Source organism: Paenibacillus lacisediminis (genome assembly GCF_046567315.2).
The window spans coordinates 43678-63239 of sequence record NZ_JBKIAX020000024.1; the positions used below are offsets into that span (position 1 = coordinate 43678).

General features: G+C 53.1%; 15 protein-coding genes. 10 read left to right on the top strand and 5 right to left on the bottom strand.

The genetic code is table 11. The annotated features are described in order from the left end of the window. The first annotated feature begins 43 nt into the window (after positions 1–43). The 10 genes from glyA to ACLD72_RS29365 all read left to right on the top strand — a co-directional run bounded on the left by glyA (position 44) and on the right by ACLD72_RS29365 (position 13091). Positions 44–1294 carry a serine hydroxymethyltransferase gene (gene glyA, locus ACLD72_RS29320; protein WP_251591819.1) on the top strand — a complete coding sequence of 417 codons (1251 nt, stop codon included), beginning with the start codon at positions 44–46 and terminating at the stop codon, positions 1292–1294. Positions 1295–1897: 603 nt separating this feature from the next. Next, entirely contained in the window at positions 1898–3982 is a 2085-nt protein-coding gene (locus ACLD72_RS29325) for a BglG family transcription antiterminator (RefSeq protein WP_458476438.1), read from the top strand. Further along, entirely contained in the window at positions 3979–4272 is a 294-nt protein-coding gene (locus ACLD72_RS29330; protein WP_251591822.1) for a PTS sugar transporter subunit IIB, read from the top strand. The genes ACLD72_RS29325 and ACLD72_RS29330 overlap by 4 nt, the downstream gene beginning before the upstream one ends. Positions 4273–4315: 43 nt before the next feature. Further along, positions 4316–5584, top strand: a complete 1269-nt coding sequence (locus tag ACLD72_RS29335) for a PTS ascorbate transporter subunit IIC (protein ID WP_411003632.1) — start codon at positions 4316–4318, stop codon at positions 5582–5584. 163 nt (positions 5585–5747) lie between these two features. Beyond that, complete coding sequence (locus ACLD72_RS29340; protein WP_411003633.1) at positions 5748–6821, top strand: ABC transporter substrate-binding protein; 1074 nt, start codon at positions 5748–5750, stop codon at positions 6819–6821. 19 nt (positions 6822–6840) lie between these two features. After that, positions 6841–8496 carry an ABC transporter permease gene (locus tag ACLD72_RS29345; protein ID WP_411003634.1) on the top strand — a complete coding sequence of 552 codons (1656 nt, stop codon included), beginning with the start codon at positions 6841–6843 and terminating at the stop codon, positions 8494–8496. A 30-nt stretch (positions 8497–8526) separates the two neighbouring features. Beyond that, positions 8527–9588: an ABC transporter ATP-binding protein gene (locus ACLD72_RS29350; RefSeq protein ID WP_411003635.1), complete on the top strand. Its 1062-nt coding sequence runs from the start codon at positions 8527–8529 to the stop codon at positions 9586–9588. Positions 9589–9636: 48 nt separating this feature from the next. Next, positions 9637–10659: an ABC transporter substrate-binding protein gene (locus ACLD72_RS29355; protein WP_411003636.1), complete on the top strand. Its 1023-nt coding sequence runs from the start codon at positions 9637–9639 to the stop codon at positions 10657–10659. Between the two features lie 103 nt (positions 10660–10762). Next, positions 10763–11644 (top strand): ROK family protein, encoded by an 882-nt coding sequence (locus ACLD72_RS29360; RefSeq protein ID WP_411003637.1) that lies wholly within the window; start codon positions 10763–10765, stop codon positions 11642–11644. A 439-nt stretch (positions 11645–12083) separates the two neighbouring features. Further along, positions 12084–13091: an Rpn family recombination-promoting nuclease/putative transposase gene (locus ACLD72_RS29365; protein WP_458476442.1), complete on the top strand. Its 1008-nt coding sequence runs from the start codon at positions 12084–12086 to the stop codon at positions 13089–13091. A 113-nt stretch (positions 13092–13204) separates the two neighbouring features. Here ACLD72_RS29365 and gtfA read toward each other — a convergent pair whose 3' ends face one another. From gtfA to ACLD72_RS29390, 5 genes are all read right to left on the bottom strand, one after another. Then, entirely contained in the window at positions 13205–14647 is a 1443-nt protein-coding gene (gtfA, locus tag ACLD72_RS29370) for a sucrose phosphorylase (protein WP_411003640.1), read from the bottom strand. A gap of 34 nt (positions 14648–14681) precedes the next feature. Then, positions 14682–16364, bottom strand: coding sequence for a glycoside hydrolase family 13 protein (locus tag ACLD72_RS29375; protein ID WP_411003642.1), 1683 nt, complete (start codon positions 16362–16364; stop codon positions 14682–14684). A 42-nt stretch (positions 16365–16406) separates the two neighbouring features. Further along, a complete protein-coding gene (locus tag ACLD72_RS29380) occupies positions 16407–17219 on the bottom strand; it encodes a carbohydrate ABC transporter permease (RefSeq protein WP_458476445.1) in 813 nt (270 codons plus the stop codon). Between the two features lie 17 nt (positions 17220–17236). Further along, positions 17237–18121, bottom strand: coding sequence for a carbohydrate ABC transporter permease (locus ACLD72_RS29385; RefSeq protein ID WP_411003644.1), 885 nt, complete (start codon positions 18119–18121; stop codon positions 17237–17239). A 91-nt stretch (positions 18122–18212) separates the two neighbouring features. Then, positions 18213–19532, bottom strand: coding sequence for an ABC transporter substrate-binding protein (locus ACLD72_RS29390; RefSeq protein WP_411003645.1), 1320 nt, complete (start codon positions 19530–19532; stop codon positions 18213–18215). Between the last annotated feature and the right edge of the window lie 30 nt (positions 19533–19562).

Consider the following 19562-nt stretch of genomic DNA (forward strand, 5'->3'; position numbering starts at 1 on the left):
AAGTCATCTGCATTTGTATATTATTCCAAGGAGGAATTTAACAATGGAAAACTTGAGAAAACAAGATCCGGCTGTGCTGGAAGCAATGAACCTGGAACTGAAGCGCCAGCGCAACAATATCGAGCTGATCGCTTCCGAAAATATCGTCAGCGAAGCAGTAATGGAAGCGATGGGTTCGGTGCTCACCAACAAATACGCGGAAGGGTACCCGGGCAAACGTTATTACGGGGGCTGCGAACGCGTTGATATCGTGGAAAACATCGCCCGCGACCGCGCCAAGGAACTGTTCGGCGCCGAGCATGCCAACGTGCAGCCGCACTCCGGCGCGCAGGCCAACATGGCGGTCTATCTGGCTGCGCTTAAACCCGGGGATACCGTCCTGGGCATGAACCTGGCTCATGGCGGACATTTGACGCACGGCAGCCCTGTCAACGCCTCCGGCTTGTTGTATAATTTTGTGGCATACGGCGTACAGGAAGACACGTTCCTGATCGATTACGACGAAGTGCGCAAAGCGGCCTTCAAACACCGTCCGCGTTTGATCGTAGCCGGCGCGAGCGCTTATCCGCGCATCATCGATTTCGAAAAGCTGGCTTCGATCGCAAATGACGTAGGGGCTTTGTTTATGGTCGACATGGCGCATATCGCCGGCCTTGTTGCCGCCGGCCTGCATCCAAACCCGGTGCCGCACGCCCACTTTGTGACAACGACGACGCACAAAACGTTGCGCGGTCCGCGCGGCGGCCTGATCCTGTGCCGTCAGCCGTGGGCGGCCGCGATCGACAAAGCGGTGTTCCCGGGCACGCAAGGCGGACCGCTGATGCACGTGATCGCTTCCAAAGCGGTTGCACTCGGTGAGGCATTGCAGCCTTCCTTCAAAACATATGCGGAAAATGTGGTTAAAAACGCCAAAGTGCTGGCCGAAACGCTGCTGGCCGAAGGCCTGAACATCGTATCCGGCGGCACGGACAACCATTTGATGCTCGTTGATACCCGCAACCTGAACATCACGGGTAAAGACGCCGAGCATGTGCTGGATTCGATCGGCATCACGGTCAACAAAAACGCGATTCCGTTCGATCCGACCAGCCCGTTCGTAACGAGCGGCATCCGGATCGGCACGCCGGCCGTAACTTCGCGGGGCATGGACCAGGAAGCGATGAAGACGATCGGCCGGATCATCGCTCAAGTCCTGAAGAACCCGAAAGACGAGGCGGCTTTGGCCAAAGCCCGTCAGCAAGTTGTCGAATTAACCGATAAATTCCCGATCTATCCGGAACTCAGCTACGAATAAGCGCCTGGTTTAACGGAGGCCAACCCGTCGATGCGGGTTGGCCTCTTTTAACCTTATAGAATTTATAAAATTTCGGGCATGGTAGAAGGAGATGCGCAGGTAGAGAGGGGAGGAGAAGAGGAATCTGGGGGGGCTAAGGGACACCAGAGCCGTTATTTGAGGGAAAACGGAGGGTTGCAAAATGTAGCGGACACAGAAGACCTTATTTACCTCAAATCGGCCTGGATGAACGGGTTTAGAGCCAAATAAGGTCGTTGGTGTCCGTTAGGCTGGGAAATAGCCAGGAAATGGGCGGATAAGGTCGCTGGTGTCCGTTAGAGCAGCGTCCAAAGTTTAGGAAGAGCCTCCAATCGCTTCAAAGTAGAAGTCAGAGCCACTAAAGGACGCCGACAGGCGTTTTTCTCATCTTGGGTTCTGTTAGAGGGCAGATTACGCGGCATCCATGTACATTGAGGGTTTCCTCGCTGACAGAAGATGCTCGGCGACTTTTTTCGACGAATGCTCTATTTCTTGCTATGTAAATATGCAATAATAAATTTATGATAGCGCATACAAAAATGCAGACCGCCGGGGGACATTATGATATCAAGCAGACAACAGAGAATGCTTAAGCAATTGATGGAAAGCGACGGTGCCGTCTATATTCCTCTGCAAAAATTGGCGGATGATCACGGGATATCCTTGCGAACGGTGCGAAATGATTTGCTGCGGCTGGAGGATTGGCTCAGAGAGCGGGGGGTGCATCTGGATCGCGACCGCTCCGCCGGCGTCCGGCTGCGGCTTGGGAACGGCCAGTCGGAGCAACTTGCCGAGCAAATGGAGCAGCGGCCCGATTATATGGACGCAACACAGCGAATCTGCTTGCTGCTCAAGCAGCTCCTGCAGGCCGTGAAGCTGTCCGTCAAGGAGATCATGGAAGAATTCGGGATCAGCAAAAATACGCTTTTACAAGACTTAAACGAAATTAAGCAGCGGCTCGAGCGCTGGGAGCTAACCTTGGTCCGCGACCGGGGAGTGCTTTACATCGAAGGGACGGAGAAACTGAAGCGAAGAGCCTATTTAAGTTTGCTTCGCGCCGAAATTACCGACGACCGGCTGCTTCGGTATATCCTTGATCAGCGGGCGCTGGGAGAACCGCATTTGCCATTGGCGCCGTGGAAGGAATGGTTCGAGGCCGGAGATGCGGCCATGCTGTTCGATACGATACAGCAACTGGAGGAGAAGATGGGCGTTCAGTTTACGGACGCCGGATACTCCACATTGATCCTTCATATGCTGATGGCGATGGAGCGGCTGAAAGAAACGCATTCGATTGAGATGGACCGCGAATCGCTTTCCGAACTGCAAGGCCATGAGGTGTATGAACTGGTCAAGACGGAAGCGGCGCCGCGGATTGAACGGCATTTCGGGGTAAAGCTGCCCGCAGCGGAAATCGGCTATATTACCCAGCATATCCTCGGTGCCCAGAAGCAAAGCCTGCCGGCCGAGGAGTTGATGATCGCCGAGCTGGCGAAGCAAATGGTGGTCCGCATCGAGCGGGATATGGGACGTCCGCTGCAAATGGCCGGGCAGATTGTCCAGGGCTTGGCCATTCATTTGAAGCCGGCCATTTACCGCGCAAAGTTTGGGCTGCAGTCGAAAAATCCGCTGATGCCGCAATTGGAGGCGCAGTACGGCACGCTGCTTGATTTGCTGGAGCGGGTTGTAAACGAGGTGATGGAACCATGGTCCGTCGTCTTCGACCGGGACGAGGTCGGGTATATTATGCTCCATATCGGGAGCGGGCTGATTCCTCCCAAGGCCCCCGTGCGCAAGCGCGTGGCGATTGTATGCGGTTCGGGTCTCGGCACTTCGGCGATGCTGAAGAGGCGGATGGCTGCTATTTTTCCCCAGGTCGATATTGTAGGTACTTATTCGTATAAGGAATCCGGAAGCATCACGCTAGGAGAAGCGGACGCGATGATAAGCACGATGGAGATCAGCCATCCGCTGCAGGTGCCGTGGGTTAAAGTATCGCCGCTGCTCGATCAGCACGATCAGCAGCGAATTGCCGGCTTTCTGGGCGTTTCTCCTTTGAGTGAATCGGCGGCGGCCGCGGCGGCCGTGCAAGCTGTAAACGATATTTTTCAAGCGGTTGAGCGAAATGCCCATATCCATAACCGGAACCGCTTGCTGGAAGAACTGCTCCATCTGTTTCAAGGCGGAAGCGGGGCAGACAAGGGGCCTAATGAGGACTTTGCGCTTACTTCACTGTTACCGCCGGTCTCCATCCGCCTTGGATTGGCTTCTGTGCCTTGGGAGGACGCTGTTCGCGAGGGAAACCGGCTGCTGATCGAAAGGGGCGTTTCGGACGCCAAATACGGAGATGCGCTGCTCGAAATCATTCGTTCCAACAAGCATCCTTTTATTATACGTTCAGGGGTGGCTTTTCCCCACGTGTACATGCCGGAGTGCGTGACAAGAACGGGCTTCAGTTTGCTGACCTTTCGCGAGGCGCTGGCGTTCGGGCCGTCCGCGCAGCCGGTTTGGCTTGTGATTACTTTGGCGGCCATCGATAAGGAGCGGCATGTGACCGCGCTCGGAACGCTGCTTGATGTCATGAACGATGAGTCGTTTATGGCCGATTTGCGGCAAACCGTGGATGCGGAAGGCGTGTGGCGAAAGCTGCGGGAGAAGGAGAGCTTATGAAAAAGATCATCGTTGCTTGCAACAGCGGTTTGGGGACGAGCCTGATGATCCGGCTGAATGTGGAGGCGCTTATGAAGGAGTGGGGAGTAAAGGCCCAAATCGAGCATACGGACATTACATCGGTTGATGCCTTTGATGATGCCGATCTGATTATAGGCTCCAGTTACCATATGGAATCGCTGCACATTGGCGGGAATGCGGAGACGATTGGGCTGGAGGACATTACGGACCGCCAATATTTAAAGGCCCGGCTCATGGAGAGCCTTACGGTCCGCAGTTGGCTCGAATAGCGCAACAAACTAACGGATAATTACCACAAGACGGGGGTTACCCATGAATGCAACGCAAATCATCAGCAAGGGGCTGCTTGGGGAACCTGCCCTGCTGCTCGGATTAATCGCGCTTGTCGGATTGCTGCTGCAGAAGCAGCCGTTTCAAAGACTCATTCACGGCACGATCAAAACGATGCTCGGATACACATTGCTGCAAATCGGAGCCAACGCCGCCGGCTCCTCCCTTTCCAATTTATCGGCGGTCATTCAGAAAGGGTTCCAAATTATCGGTATTATTCCGCATAACGAGACGATTACCGCGCTAGCGCAAATCAATTATGGCGAGGAAATCGCGCTCATTATGCTGGCCGGGATGATCGTCCACCTGATGATCGCCCGGTTCACACCGGTCAAATACATTTTTTTGACCGGACATCATATGCTGTTCATGGCTTCTTTGCTGGCGGGGGTCTTGGTGTCGATGTCCATCCCGTTATGGCAGGTGGCGCTTAGCGGGGGAGTAGTTCTGGCTTTGTGCATGTCTTTTGCCCCGCTGATCGCGCAGCCTTATGTTCGGCGGGTAACGGGAAACGATGATTTTGCGCTCGGGCATTTCAACAGCGCCGGCTATGTTCTAAGCGGGTTTATCGCCTCCTGGTTCAGAAAAGGGAAGGAGCCGCCGGAGTCGCCGGGACTGCAAAAGCTGCGCTCCTTTTTCCAGGATCATATGGTCGTGATTACGGTATTTACATTCGTGTTATTCCTTTTCTCGGGGTTGTTCGTTGCTTCCGGCGGGATCGCGGAGATGTTCTCCGGCCGGCATATTCTGGTGGTTTCGCTGATTCAAGCGACCTGGTTCGCGGGGGGATGTTATGTCATCTTGGCGGGCGTGCGTATGCTGCTGTCGGAAATCGTCCCTGCTTTCAAAGGCATTGCCGACCGGATTGTGCCGGGAGCCGTTCCCGCCCTGGATTGCCCGGTGTTGTTCAAGTTTTCGCCGTTCTCCGCGATGATCGGCTTCCTGCTCAGCTTTGCCGGAGGACTGGCGGCGATGGCCGTTCTGCTGCAGGTTCAGTATACGGTCATTATTCCCGGGGTTATTCCGCATTTCTTCTCCGGGGGGACGGCTGGCGTCATCGCCTATAGAATCGGAGGGCGCAAGGGATTGATCGTATCCTCTCTATGCCACGGGTTTGTGATTACGCTCCTGCCGGTGTTTCTGATTCCGCTGTTGTCGAATCTCGGCTATCTGCGGGCGACGTTTGCCGACAGCGATTTCTCGGTAATCGGCGTGCTGGTTCATGAGTTGTTTGGCTGGTTCAAGAGGTAGCTTCCGATCGTATAAAGAAAGCCCGATTCTTCCTTCGAAGGGGGATCGGGCTTTTTTGCCGTGTCCGTTTTTTTGCCGAAAGAAGTGGCAGAGACTTGGACTCACAGTGTTGTAAGCGCAGCCAATATAATTGACTCATAAATAGCGAAGGGGGATTTCAAGAATGAAGAAGAAAAAATGGATCAGTTCCGTCGCCGCGTTGACGATGGCCGCCATGCTGTTTACGGGCTGCGGATCGTCGGGCGGAAATAATGCTGCAGGGGATACGGCGGGAAAGGGTGACGGAGCTTCGGACAAGCCCCAAGGCAAGCTGACGGTTTATATTGGTTTTCAGGAGGACCATGCGGTAGCCGCCATCAAGAAGTTTACGGAAGACACCGGCATCGAAGCCAGCATGATCCGGATGTCGGCGGGAGAAATCCTCGCCAAGGTTCGGGCTGAAAAAGACAATCCGCAAGCGGATGTTTGGTATGGCGGGCCGGCCGACACGTTCGTGCAAGCGGCAAGCGAGGGCTTGCTGCAGCCTTATCAATCGCCGGTTGCTGAGAAAATCGACGCAAAGTATAAAGATTCGGAAGGCTACTGGACCGGCGTATACGTTGGCGCTGTCGGTTTCGCCTCCAACAAGGAATTTCTGGAGAAAAAAGGCGTACAGGCCCCGACGAAATGGGCGGACCTGCTTAATCCGGCGTTTAAGGGCGAAATCGTCATGGCGGACCCGGCTTCATCCGGTACGGCATACACAGCCATGTATTCGGTGTTGAAAGTGATGGGCAGCGAGGAGAAAGGTTTTGAGTACCTCAAAAGCCTGCATCCGCAAATTCAGCAGTATACGACAAGCGGCGCCGCTCCGGGCCGGATGGTCGGCATGGGCGAAGCCGGCGTAGGTATTTTGTTCGCGCATGACATTGTTAAATACCAGGAAGAGGGCTTCGACAACCTTGTGCTGACGGTCCCACAAGACGGTACGGGGTATGAGACAGGCTCAATCGGCATCATCAAAAACACGAAAAACGAGGAGCTCGCGCAAAAATTCGTCGATTGGGCCTTGTCGCCGGGAGCACAGGAGCTTGGCAAAACGGTGGGCAGCTTCCAAAACCTGACGAACCCGGATGCGGTAGGGCCGGAACAAGCCTTGAACCTGTCCGATATCAGAACGATTGATTATGACGTGGTTGAAGCTGGAAAGGAACGCCAGCGCTTGATCGACAAATGGAGCGCCGAGGTAAAAAAATAACTGTGAGGAGAGAGCTGGAATGAGCGCCATGTTCAAGAGATTCAAGCGCGAGCCGCTCCTGCCGATTCTGATCGTGTTGGTTATGCTCTGCTTAATCGTTTTTATCGTCTATCCGTTATTCCAGATTTTAAAGTCCAGCTTCGTCGGCTCCGCCGGCGAGGTTGGCATTCAAGGCTATCAGCGGGTGCTCTCCGGGGGAGGATTGCTGCAATCCCTGGTGAACTCCCTGATCCTGGCCGTATTGACGTCCACGCTGTCCACAGCCATCGCCTATGTATTCGCCTATACGTTCGCCTATGTAAAGGTGCCGTTTAAGAAGCTGTTTAACGGAATTGCTATTTTACCGGTCATATCTCCACCGTTCGTGATTGCGTTATCGGCGATGCTGCTGCTCGGAAAACAGGGCTTGATCACCAAAAATTTGCTGGGCCTCGAAAACGCCAACATTTACGGGCTGCATGGCCTGGTGCTGGTACAAACGCTATCGTTTTTTCCAATCGCGTTTCTGACGCTGTCGGGTCTGCTTCGCTCGATCAGCCCTTCTTTGGAGGAAGCGAGCCAAAATATGGGGGCCAGCCGGTTGAAAACATTCCTTAGCGTCACTTTGCCGCTTTCGGTTCCTGGGATAGCCAACGCTTTTTTGCTGGTGTTTGTCCAATCTCTGGCCGATTTTGGCAATCCGATGACGATCGGAGGGAACTACTCTACCGTTGCCAGGGAAATCTATTTGCAGGCGGTCGGGAGCTACAATTTGCAAGCCGGCGCGGCTCTGGCGATGATCTTGCTTACGGTTACGATTATCGTGTATATTTTGCAAAACTTCTGGGTGGGCAAAAAAAGCTATGTCACGGTAACGGGCAAGCCGACAGGACAGCGGCGAATGATTGAGTCCGGGGCCGTTAAACAAGGGCTATTCGCTTTTTGTATGATCATGTCGCTGGCCGTTATCGCTTTTTATGCTCTGGTACCGGTCGGATCGTTCATCAAGCTGTGGGGGATCAACAACAGCCTGACTTTGGACCATTACAAGTATGTATTCTCCATCGGGCAAAAGGCGATCAAGGACACGCTGACGCTGGCCATCGTCGCCACTCCAATCGCCGGCCTGCTGGGGATGATCCTCGCCTTCCTGATTGTCCGCAAACGTTTCTTCGGTAAAAAGGCCCTGGAGGTTATCAGCATGCTGTCCATTGCCGTACCGGGTACGGTCATTGGGATTGGCTATATTCTTGCCTTCAATAAAGCTCCGTTGGCACTGACGGGAACGGGAATGATTATCGTGGCCGCTTTCGTCGTTCGTTCCATGCCGGTGGGCATTCGTTCCGGGATCGCTGCCTTGCAGCAAATCGACCCGAGCATCGAGGAGGCTGCAACGAATCTGGGAGCGGGGGGAAGTAAAGTGTTCACCAGCGTAGTGCTGCCGCTGATCAAGTCCGCTTTCTTCAGCGGCCTCGTCAACAGCTTTGTCAAAAGCATGACCGCGATGAGCGCCGTCATTTTCCTTATTTCGGCCAAATATAACCTCATTACTGCGTCGATTCTGGCGCAAGTCGAGGCGGGCCGGATCGGCGTGGCCAGCGCTTACTGTACCATTCTGATTCTCATCATGATCATTGCTCTGGCGCTAATCAACTTGCTGGTGAAATGGATGGGCGGCAAAGAGCGGTCCGTTTAATAGGCGCCCATTCTTGAGGAGGTATTGTTTATGGCTAAATCTGTCACTCTTAAAAATATATCGAAGGCCTTCGTGAACGACAAAGGCGAACGGTCGTACGCGGTAACCGGGGTTGATCTGAACATCGGTGAGGGCGAGTTCGTCACTCTGCTCGGCCCTTCAGGCTGCGGCAAAACGACGACGCTTCGCATGATTGCCGGATTCGAGGAGATTACCGAAGGGCATATTTATTTCGGGGATGAGGCGGTCGACGGGATTCCCCCAAATCGGAGAGATTGCACGATGGTGTTCCAATCTTATGCCCTGTTCCCGCATTTGAACGTCTTCGACAATATCGCTTACGGACTCAGGATCAAAAAGCTGGCCAAGCCGGAGATTAGCTCGAAAGTTGAATCCGTATTGGATATAATGAATTTGCGGGATTACCGGGACCGGATGCCGAGCCAATTGTCGGGCGGGCAGCAACAACGGGTTGCCCTGGCCAGAGCGCTCGTAATGGAACCTGGCGTACTGCTGTTTGACGAGCCGTTGTCCAACCTGGATGCCAAGCTGCGTTTGGTAATGCGGGACGAGATCCGGCGGATTCAGCAGCATATCGGCATTACGGCCGTTTATGTCACGCATGATCAAAGCGAAGCGATGAGCATGAGCGATAAAGTCATCGTTATGAATAAAGGGAAAATCGAGCAGGTCGGTACGCCGATGGAGATTTACCAGCGTCCCCAAACGAAGTTTGTGGCGGATTTTATCGGAACCGCCAACTTTATGGAGGGGACGGTGAAAGGAACGGAGGAAGGGCGGCTGCTGGTGGAGACGGACGCAGGTTTGCTGCGGGTTCGCCGGGACGGCTTTAAGGCGGGGGACCGCGTTACCGTTGTAATCCGCCCGGAAGCCGTGTCCTTGTCCAATGAATCGGAGCGCCGGGGCGTCGTGCGGAAGAGCGTGTTCATGGGGCAGACACAGGAATACGAAGTGCAGTTTGCCGGCCAGTTGTTCCAAATTACCGAGCATAACCCGATCCAGGAGAAAGTTTACGCGGTCGGAGCCAACGTATCGCTGCAGTTTGCCGAAGATGCGCTTCATGTGATTTAACCCAAACATCACGTTCGGATGACATCAAGCAAGGGGGGGAGGGGCGGCATGAAACGAATAACCTTAGGTATATTGCTGCTGTCCCTTATGGTAACACCGCTTTTGACCGCTTGCGGCAGGGAGAGTCGAGGAACGTTGACGGTGTATGCGGGACTGTATGAGGATCACGCCATCAAGGCGATCGAGACGTTCCAGAAGCAGACCGGCATTAAAGTGAATTATGTGCGGATGTCGAGCGGGGAGATCCTGGCGCGAATCCGGGGGGAGCGGAACGCGCCTAAAGCGAGCGTCTGGTATGGCGGACCGGCGGATACGTTTATTCAAGCGAAAACCGAAGGCTTGCTGGAACCGTATCATTCGCAGAATGCCGCGCCGATCCCCCGCGAATATTGCGATCCGAGCGGATATTGGACGGGAATTTACGTCGGTTCGATCGCGTTTGTGTCCAACAAAACCTGGCTGCAGGAGGTAGGGCTGCAAGCCCCTCAATCGTGGAATGATCTGCTGCAGCCGGAGTACCGGGGGATGATTTCGATGGCGGACCCCCGTTCATCGGGCACGGCCTATACGACGATGGCTACGCTTGTGCAGTTGTTCGGCGAGGATCAGGCGTTTGACTATTTGCGCCGGCTGCATCGGCAAAATGTCGTTTATACTACCTCCGGGAGCGTTCCGGGGCGAACGGTAGGCATGGGGGAGTCAGGCACGGCAGTTATGTTCGCTCATGATGCACTCAAATATTACAAAGAAGGGTTTCAGAATCTTGTCATTAGCTTTCCAACCGAAGGAACCGGCTATGAAATCGGGGCGGTAGGTATCATTAAGGGCGGACCGAATCAGGAGGAGGCCCGGCAGTTCGTCGATTGGGCGCTAACCAAGCAAGCTCAGGAACTCGGCAAGCAGGTCGGAAATTACCAGCAGTTGACGAATCCCGACGCCGTTGCCCCCGAGGAAGCGATCCCCTTGGAGAAACTGAATGCCATTCCATACGACCTTGAATGGGCCGGCAAAAACCGCGAGCGCCTGATCGGCAGGTGGACCGCCGAGGTGCTGGGTACAGGAGATGGATAGGATATTCTATTAACGCGGCCAATATCATGATATAATTTTTGTTATACTGAAATGGTAACGTTGGATATATCTTATCTGCGACTGAAAATGGAGGTTGGCATCATTGAAATTGCTGGGGGCTATTGAAGCCGGTGGGACCAAATTTGTATGCGGTATCGGCCATGAGGACGGCACGATTCTGGACCGGGTCAGCTTTCCGACGACGACGCCGGAAGAGACGATGGGCCAGGTACACGATTATTTCCGGGACAAGGAGATTGAGGCGATGGGCATCGGCTCGTTTGGGCCGATCGATCCGATTCTAGGGAGCCCAACCTATGGTTATATCACGACAACGCCGAAGCCGCACTGGAGCAACTTTGATCTCGTCGGGGCCGTTCAAAAGGCCAAGAACTGCAAGGTAGGCTTTGACACGGACGTAAACGGGGCGGCGCTGGGCGAATTGCGCTGGGGTGCGGCCCAAGGGCTGGATAATTGCCTTTACATCACGGTCGGAACGGGGATCGGGGCCGGCTCCGCTTTAAACGGAGGGCTGATTCACGGCTTGTCCCATCCCGAAATGGGGCATATTCTCGTACGCCGTCATCCGGACGACAAATATGAAGGCACATGTCCTTACCATGGGGACTGCCTGGAAGGCTTGGCGGCTGGCCCGGCGCTTGTGAAACGTTGGGGAGTCGGCAACGGCGCGGATCTTCCTCCCGACCATCCGGCTTGGGAAATGGAGGCCTATTACTTGGCGCAGGCGTTGATGAGCTATATTCTCGTGCTTTCTCCGCAAAAGATCATTATGGGCGGCGGAGTCATGAAGCAGAGCCAGCTCTTCCCGCTGATCGCGGACAAGCTGCAGACTTTGCTGAATGGGTACGTTCAGCACCCGAGCTTGCGTGAGGGAATCGCCGATTATATCGTTCCGCCGGGACTCGGCGACAATGCCGGGCTGGCCGGCGCGCTGGCTTTGGCCGACGCAGCCTTGTCCGTGTAAATCTGAGGCGGGGTCAAAAGGCGCTTTTTCCAAGCCTGATCCACAAATGGACCGAAAAGCGGCCCGGTTTTGAATGTAACGGACACCAGAGCTCTTATTTGGCCCAATAAGCAAATTTCTAACCTTTAACGGACTCCGGCGACCTTATTCCATGGAAAATAGAACATTTCAGCTTGTTTTGGATCGAATAAGGTCCTTGTGGTCCGTAAGCTTGGGAAATAGGCTGGGAAATTAAGAATAGCGTCATCTCAGTCCGTTAGGAAAAAGACGATGTTTACTGCTTACTTCGATGACATTGCCTTTTCATGCTGATCAATGTATAGTCTATATATAAATAAACGAAAAAGTGAAGCACACTTGCTGGCGCCTAAGGGGCGTTATGGCGGTGTGCTTTTTTTGTTGCGAAATTTCTATATTATGGGGGAGGAAGGGATTAAACATGAGTGTTTATGAACTAGCGGTAAAAGAAGAGAAGGCGAAATGGCCGAAAGGCAAGCCGTTTACCCCGCATGACGAAGCGTTTAAGAAGCTGCTGCAAACCTTTTTTGCGGAGTTTATCGAACTGTTCTTTCCTGAGCTGGACAAACAACTCGATCATCGTCATACCCGTTTTTTGATGCAGGAGCTGCTTGTGGATATTGTTGGCGAGGAGAAAAGGACGCTGGATCTGCTGCTGGAGACGAGATACTTGGAGCTGGATGCGTACGTATTGATCCACATCGAGCCGCAGTCCTACCGGGAGAACGACTTCCACGAGCGAATGTTCATCTACTTCAGCCGTTTGTTTGAGCGGCATCGGAAGGAGTATAAACTGATTATTCCCATCGCCATTTTTACAGCGGACGAGGCTAGGGAGGAGAAAAATACGCTGGTGATGAGTACGCCGCAGCAGCCTATTCTGTGGTTTGAGTTTATGAAGGTGGAACTGCGGAAGCAGCCTTGGCGGCAATTTATCGATTCCGGCAATCCGGTGGCTGCTGCGCTGCTGGCAAAAATGGGCTATACTAAGGGAGAAGAGCGAGAAATACGCCTGGCGTATTTACGGATGATTTTTCGGCTACAAGGAAAGCTGGATGATGCGCGAATGTCCCTGATCATGTCAGTGGCGGATCAGTATTTCAATGCCGATCCCGAGCAAGACAAGCAGTTGCTGGAAGAGTTGAAAGAACAATACCCGGAGGAAGGTGGGTCTATTATGAAACTGATGCCTGTGTGGAGTCGTTTGGGGTACGAGGAAGGCTTGAAGGAAGGTTTGGAAGAAGGTTTGGAGAAAGGAATTGAGCAAGGAATTGAAAAGGGCATGGAGAAAGGCATTAAACAAGGCATAGCAGTGGGCATGGAAAAGGCGGCGCTTAATATGCTTCGCGAGGGAATGGAAACGTCGCTGGTGGCCAAAGTTACGGGGCTGTCCGAAGAGCAAGTGTTGAAGCTGAAGAAGCAGTCTTGAATTCAGCCGGGCGGGGCGCATAACCTAGCACCAACAAAAAATAGACGCCTGTCGTTGGGAAATTTTATCCCTGGCAGGCGTCGTTTCTTAAGTGTAACTTTTTCGCTTGTGAACTACATCAATGTGGTCCAGTCCGTTTCTGTGTTTTTGTATCGGATGCTGAATTCTTTGGTAGCCAGATTGGCTTCCAGCTTTGCCTCGGAGGCGCCGTTTTTCCAAACGATCCGCATATTGTTAATGTCCACTTGCTCGGCTTCGACGGTTCCGTCAAACGCCGGGCAGGTATTTCTGAACTTCAGCAGCCGGAACAGCTGCTTCACGACAGGGCGCTCCACTTCGCGCTCGATTTCCTCCAGCGTGTAATAATGGCGGTTAATGTTCCGCCCTTCTTTGGTGCTCTCCAGCAGCTCGATATCATTTTCGCCGGCAAGCAAGCCTACGTAGTAGATTTGCGGGATGCCTGGGGCGAAGCATTGAATCGCCCGCGCCAACAAGTAGCTCTGGTCATTGTTGCCGAGCGCCGAGTAATAAGTGCAGTTGATTTGGTAAATATCGAGATTGTTGTAGGCCTCCGTGCTGTAAATCTTTTTGACGTTGGCGCCCTGGCTGTACAGGCTCTCCCGGGTCATTTCGCACTCCTCGTCGGACAGCAGGTCTTTGACGTCGACGACCCCGATACCGTCATGAGTGTCCAGCGTCGTAAACTGCTTGCGCGGGCAAATGCCCATCCAATGAACGAGCCGGTGGACCTGACCGCTGTACAACGCATGCAGCACCAGCATCGGCAGGGCAAAGTCGTATACATAATAGTCCTGTTCGGCGATTTTCAGCTGAATGCTGTAATGCTCGTGAATTTCCGGGAGGACCGTAATGCCGGATGGAGAAATGATGTCCTCGGAATATCGCAGCATGTCCCAAATATCCGGCTCCACGAAAAAGCAGTTCGTGCCGATTTTTTTGTTGGCGTAAGCAAAAGCGTCAAGCCGGATGATGGAGGCGCCCTTTTGGGCCAGAAACGTCAGGTTGTCGCGGATGAACTTTTTCGTGGTGTCTGTCGTCACATCCAGGTCGATCTGTTGCTCGTCGAAGGTGCACCATACCTTTTCCGTGCTCCCGTCCTTAAAGGTCACCTCGACATAGGGCGCGCGCGGCTTGCGCTTGTAGATCAAATCCACGTCCTCCGGGGTAGGTTCTCCGCCGGGCCAGAAATTGTTGTAGCGGATAAACAGATCCTTGTAGGCGGACTCGTCTTTTTTCTCCAGAAAGTCCTGAAAATACGGTGATTGCCGGGAGATATGATTAATCATGAAATCATACATCATGTAATATTTTTGGCTCATCTGCTCGACATCGGACCAATCGCCGAAGGCCGTATCGACCTTGGTGTAATCCATGGGGGCAAATCCACGGTCGCCTGAAGAAGGATAGAAAGGCAACAGGTGAACGCCGCCGACGACTCCTTGCAAATGCTTGTCCAGCACCTGATTCAATTCCTTCAAGTTCGTCCCGAGGCTGTCTGCGTACGTAATCAGCATCGCTTCATTTTTAATCTTCATAAGTTCTCCTTCTCTATCGGAAAATAAGCGCTATTTATTTCAACCGGTACACTCTGGCTTCATACGGCTTAAGCCGGAATGAACGGAAATCTTCCTCACCATCGGCCTCGTAATTGGAGATCAGCAGCTCGGCCCGGGTGCGGGTCAAACCTTTCGGCATCGTGAACAGAGGACGTTCTGCGGAAAAATTGCAGATCACGAGCAATTGGTCTTCCTGCAGGGTCCGCGTGTAGGCGTAAATCTGTTCGTGATCGTCCAGCAGCAACTCGTAGCTGCCGTCAACAATCACCGGATTTTCCTTGCGCAGGCGGATCAGTTTTTGATAGTAATAAAAAATCGAATTTTGATCCCGCATCGCGGCCTCCACATTGATGTGCCGGCAGTTCGGATTCACGGCTATCCAAGGCTGCCCGGCCGTAAATCCGGCATACTCCGCGTCCGTCCACTGCATCGGCGTGCGGGCGTTGTCGCGGCTGCGTTCGTGGATCGCCTTCATCATTTCCTCATGGGTAAGTAGTCCAGCCGCCAGGTAATCTCTGTACGTATTTAAAGTTTCAATGTCGCGGTAGTCGTTCACGGATTCGAACTGGACGTTGGTCATTCCGATCTCTTCCCCTTGATAAATGTAAGGCGTCCCCCTGAGCATATGCAGGCAGGTGGCCAACATTTTGCCGGATATTTCGCGGTATTCCTCGCTGTCGTTGCCGAAGCGGGAAATCGCCCGCGGCTGGTCATGGTTGCTCCAGTACAAGCTGTTCCAGCCCTGTTTTTCCAGCCCTTTCTGCCAACGGGTGAAAATCGTCTTCAAATCTGTCAGCTTCCACGGCTGCGGGGACCATTTTCCAAATTTGCCGTTGCCAACATCGACGTGCTCGAAGTGGAACACCATGTTGAGCTCCTGGCGCTCCTTGGCAGTGTACAGCTTCGCTTCCTCGACGCCGACGTTTGGCATTTCGCCAACTGTGATCGTATTGTATTTGGCGAGCACTTCTTGGTTCATGTCGTGGAGAAATTCATGGATGCGGGGGCCGTTCGTGAAGTGGGGCCCGCCGTCGCCATATGCCGTATCGCCAATGGCGCCGTCCCCAAAACGCTGATCCTTTGATATGAAATTAACGACATCCATTCGGAATCCGTCCACACCTTTATCCAGCCAGAAGGTCATCAGATCGTACACTTCCCGGCGCAATTGCGGATTTTCCCAATTCAGGTCGGGCTGCTTTTTGCTGAACAGATGCAAATAATATTCGCCCGTAACGGGATCGTATTCCCAGGCGCTTCCGCCGAAGAAGGAGCCCCAGTTGTTCGGAGGGCCGCCGTTTTTCCCCGGTCTCCACACGTAATAATCGCGGTAAGGGCTGTTCTTCGAGCTGCGCGACTCCATAAACCAGGGATGCTCATCCGAGGTATGGTTCACGACGAGATCCATCATGATTTTTATTTTTCTGGCATGGGCTTCGCTCAGCATTTCGTCGAAATCGCGCATCGTTCCGAATTCATCCATAATGGCGCGGTAATCGCTGATGTCGTACCCGTTGTCATCGTTGGGGGAACGGTAAACCGGCGACAGCCAAATGACGTCGACGCCCAGGTTTTGCAAATGATCCAAGCTTTGCGTAATCCCCTTGATGTCGCCGATCCCGTCTCCGTCGCTGTCTTTGAAGCTGCGCGGATAAATTTGATAGACCACGCTTTGTTTCCACCACTCCTGATTCATGGGCTCTCCTGCTCCTTGTTTCGTTTTGTCTCTATAGTTTGGTTACGATTTGACGGCTCCTTCCACGACGCCCTGGATGATCTGCCGCTGCATCGCTACGTAGAAAATCACGATCGGAATCATCGAAAGTACCAGCGCCGCCATGGCTACTCCGTAATTGGACGTATATTTACCGAAAAAATAGTAGGTGGACAGCGGTAACGTCCGATCTTCCGGCGATATGAGAACCAGCGAAGGAAGAAGGAAGTCGTTCCAAATCCAAAGTACGTTAAGTATGGCGATCGTGGTCGTGATCGGTTTCAAAATCGGGAAAATCACGCTGCTGAACAGCTTGATGCGTCCGGCTCCGTCAATCAGCGCCGCTTCGTCCATGTCGACCGGGACGCCCTTAATAAAACCGTGGTACATAAAGGTCGACAAGCTGATGCCGAACCCGAGGTAGAAATAAATGAGCCACCATTTGCTGCTGAGCATTTCCAAAGATCCGAACACCGAGACGAACGGAATCATGATCGCCTGGAACGGGATAATCATCGAAGAGATCAGCATCAGCAGAATGATATGGTTGATTCTCCATTTCCATCTCACCAGGAAAAAGGCGAGGCTGGAGGAAAAAATCAAGATCAACGCGACGGCAAAGACCGTGATGATCAAGGAATTGACAAAGGCGCTGCCGAATCCCATGGTCTTGTAAGCTTCGGTGTAGTTGGCAAAGCTCCAGTCCGCCGGCAGCGCAAGCGGATTGCGCACGATATCGATCCGCGATTTCAACGAGTTCACGAGGATCATGAGCAGCGGGAAAATGAACGCGACCAGCAGCAATACGTTCAATAAGAGTGCGGCTGCTTTTTTCATTCGGGATGACCCTGTCATTACGCTTCCACCTCCACCTTTTTCATCACGCTGACCTGAACGATGGCAATGATTGCCACCACGGCAAACAAGATAAACGCTTTAGCTTGCCCCGGCCCGAAACGCTGGTACACAAAGGCTTCGTTGTACACGTGCATGGCGATCAATTCCGTTGAGCGGAAGGGGTCGCCTTTCGTCAGCGACAGGTTCGTGTCGTACACCATGAAGCTTCTTTGCAGCGTCAAGAACAGGCTGATCGTAAAGGCGGGAACCATGAGCGGAATTTTGACGCTGAACAGCTGGCGGACATAAGACGCTCCGTCCAGGCTGGCCGCTTCGGTCAGCGATGCCGAAATCCCGTTCAAGCCCGCTACATAGATAAGCATCATGTATCCGGCATTTTGCCAAATGCCCACAATAATGAGAGCCCATAGCGCTTTATCCGGATCGCCCAGCCAGGAAGAGGACAGAAATCCCCAGTCCAGCTCGCGGCCGGCATACGTAAATACTCTGGCAAAAATAAACTGCCATACGAACCCCAGAATAATGCCTCCGATGAGATTGGGCGTAAAATATCCGGCACGGAAAAAGTTCTGCCCTTTAAAACCGCCGGTAACGAGCAGGGCGAGCCCGAACGCGACGACGTTGGTCAACACAAGCGTGATGACTACGTATTTCAGCGTCGTTCCCATCGCTGTCCAGAACGTTGAATCGGTCAGGGCGACTTGATAGTTGGAAAATCCCAAAAAATGAAAGGTGTCGGAGGTACCGTTCCAGTCCGTGAGCGTCGTGAATATTCCCATGCAAAAAGGGATAACGATGACTGTCGCAAAAGCGAATAAAGGAATAAAGCCAAAGGTCATAAAAACTTTCAGTTTGTCGATCCATGTTTTTTCGTTATACATGAGGAACCTCCCATCTGGCGCCTGAAATGAAGCCGGGAGTAAGCGGCCATACTTATTCCCGGCATTTTGTATTGGTGATGCGGCACCTCGCTTATTTCTTGCCGGCAGAAGTCCAGTAAGCTTGGAACTCCTTGGTTAACCCGGCTCTGTCTGTTTCTCCGCCCAGGTATTTTTGCAGACTGGCCGCCATCGCAGGGAAGGCATCAGGCGGATAGTAGGAGTTCATCCATGCCAGTGTGTTTTCGGATTCCGTGTAGGAAAGCACCGATGTGGAGACCGGATCCGCAGGTTTGGTCGTAAAATTGTCGTAGGCCGGCAAAAATCCGAACTGATTCACGTAGTAGTCCTGTCCTTTTTCGCTGGACACCATCCAGTTCAGGAAATCCTTCGAAGCCTGTTGTTCTTCAGGCGTGGATTGGCTGGCATCGACGACCCAATATTCCGGTACGCCTACGGAAATGCGGCTGTTTCCGAAATCGCTTGCGTTGTTGCTGACCGGAACCGGCAGGAATCCATACGCTCCTTCAGGGTCGATTTCTTTGATTTGAGTATATGCCCAGTTGCCCATGAACCACATGCCGACTTGTCCGTCCGCGAGTACGATCGGGGCATCGTCATAGGTTGCGGTGAGCGGCGCATCCTTCGCATAGTTGTATTGTTTGATCAGATCCAACGTGTCCAGCCAGCCGTTGAAAACCTGGTCTTGGGTCAAGTCCACTTTGCCGCTTTTCAGATTCTCGAGATATTGCAAACGTCCCGCGTGATCTTGGGATTCGTTAGCGGCGAATACGTTCGTGAAGTGGGCGCCAAGGGACCAGTCCACTGGGGTGATTTCAACGGCTTTTACACCGGTTGCCTCGATCTTATCGAATAAAGCTTTCAAGTCGTCCTGGGTGCGGATTGTGGAAGGATCAAAGCTGCCGCCTACGGCTGCATCCAGCACCTTCTTGTTGTACAGGAAGCCAAAGGCTTCGATCGACATCGGCATACCGTATACCTTATTGTCGACGGTGACATAATCAAGTGTACCGGCATTGGCGTGCTGCACCCATTCCTGATCGGAAAGATCGGCAAGCTTGTCCTTCATTTGGTCAAATTCGCTCAAAAAGTGCATGATGTTCGGCGCGTTATTGGAAGCGTACAGGGTGGTAATCCGCTGGTAGCCGTTCTGTCCGGCCATCGGAATCAGAGAAACTTTGACCTTGTCCTGCGAACTGTTATATTCCTGGACCATTTCTTCAAATTGTTTTGAAATTTCCTGTTTGCCGACAAGCACCGAAATTTCGGTTTTCGCTCCGCTGCCGCCCGCATTGCCGGCTCCGGCGTTGTCGGTGCCCGCCTTGCCACCGCATGCCGCAAGCGCCAGGGACAATAGGCCGACAAGCAGGAATGATGAAAGCGTTCTCTTCATAACTATTAGACCTCCTAGATTTCGAATACA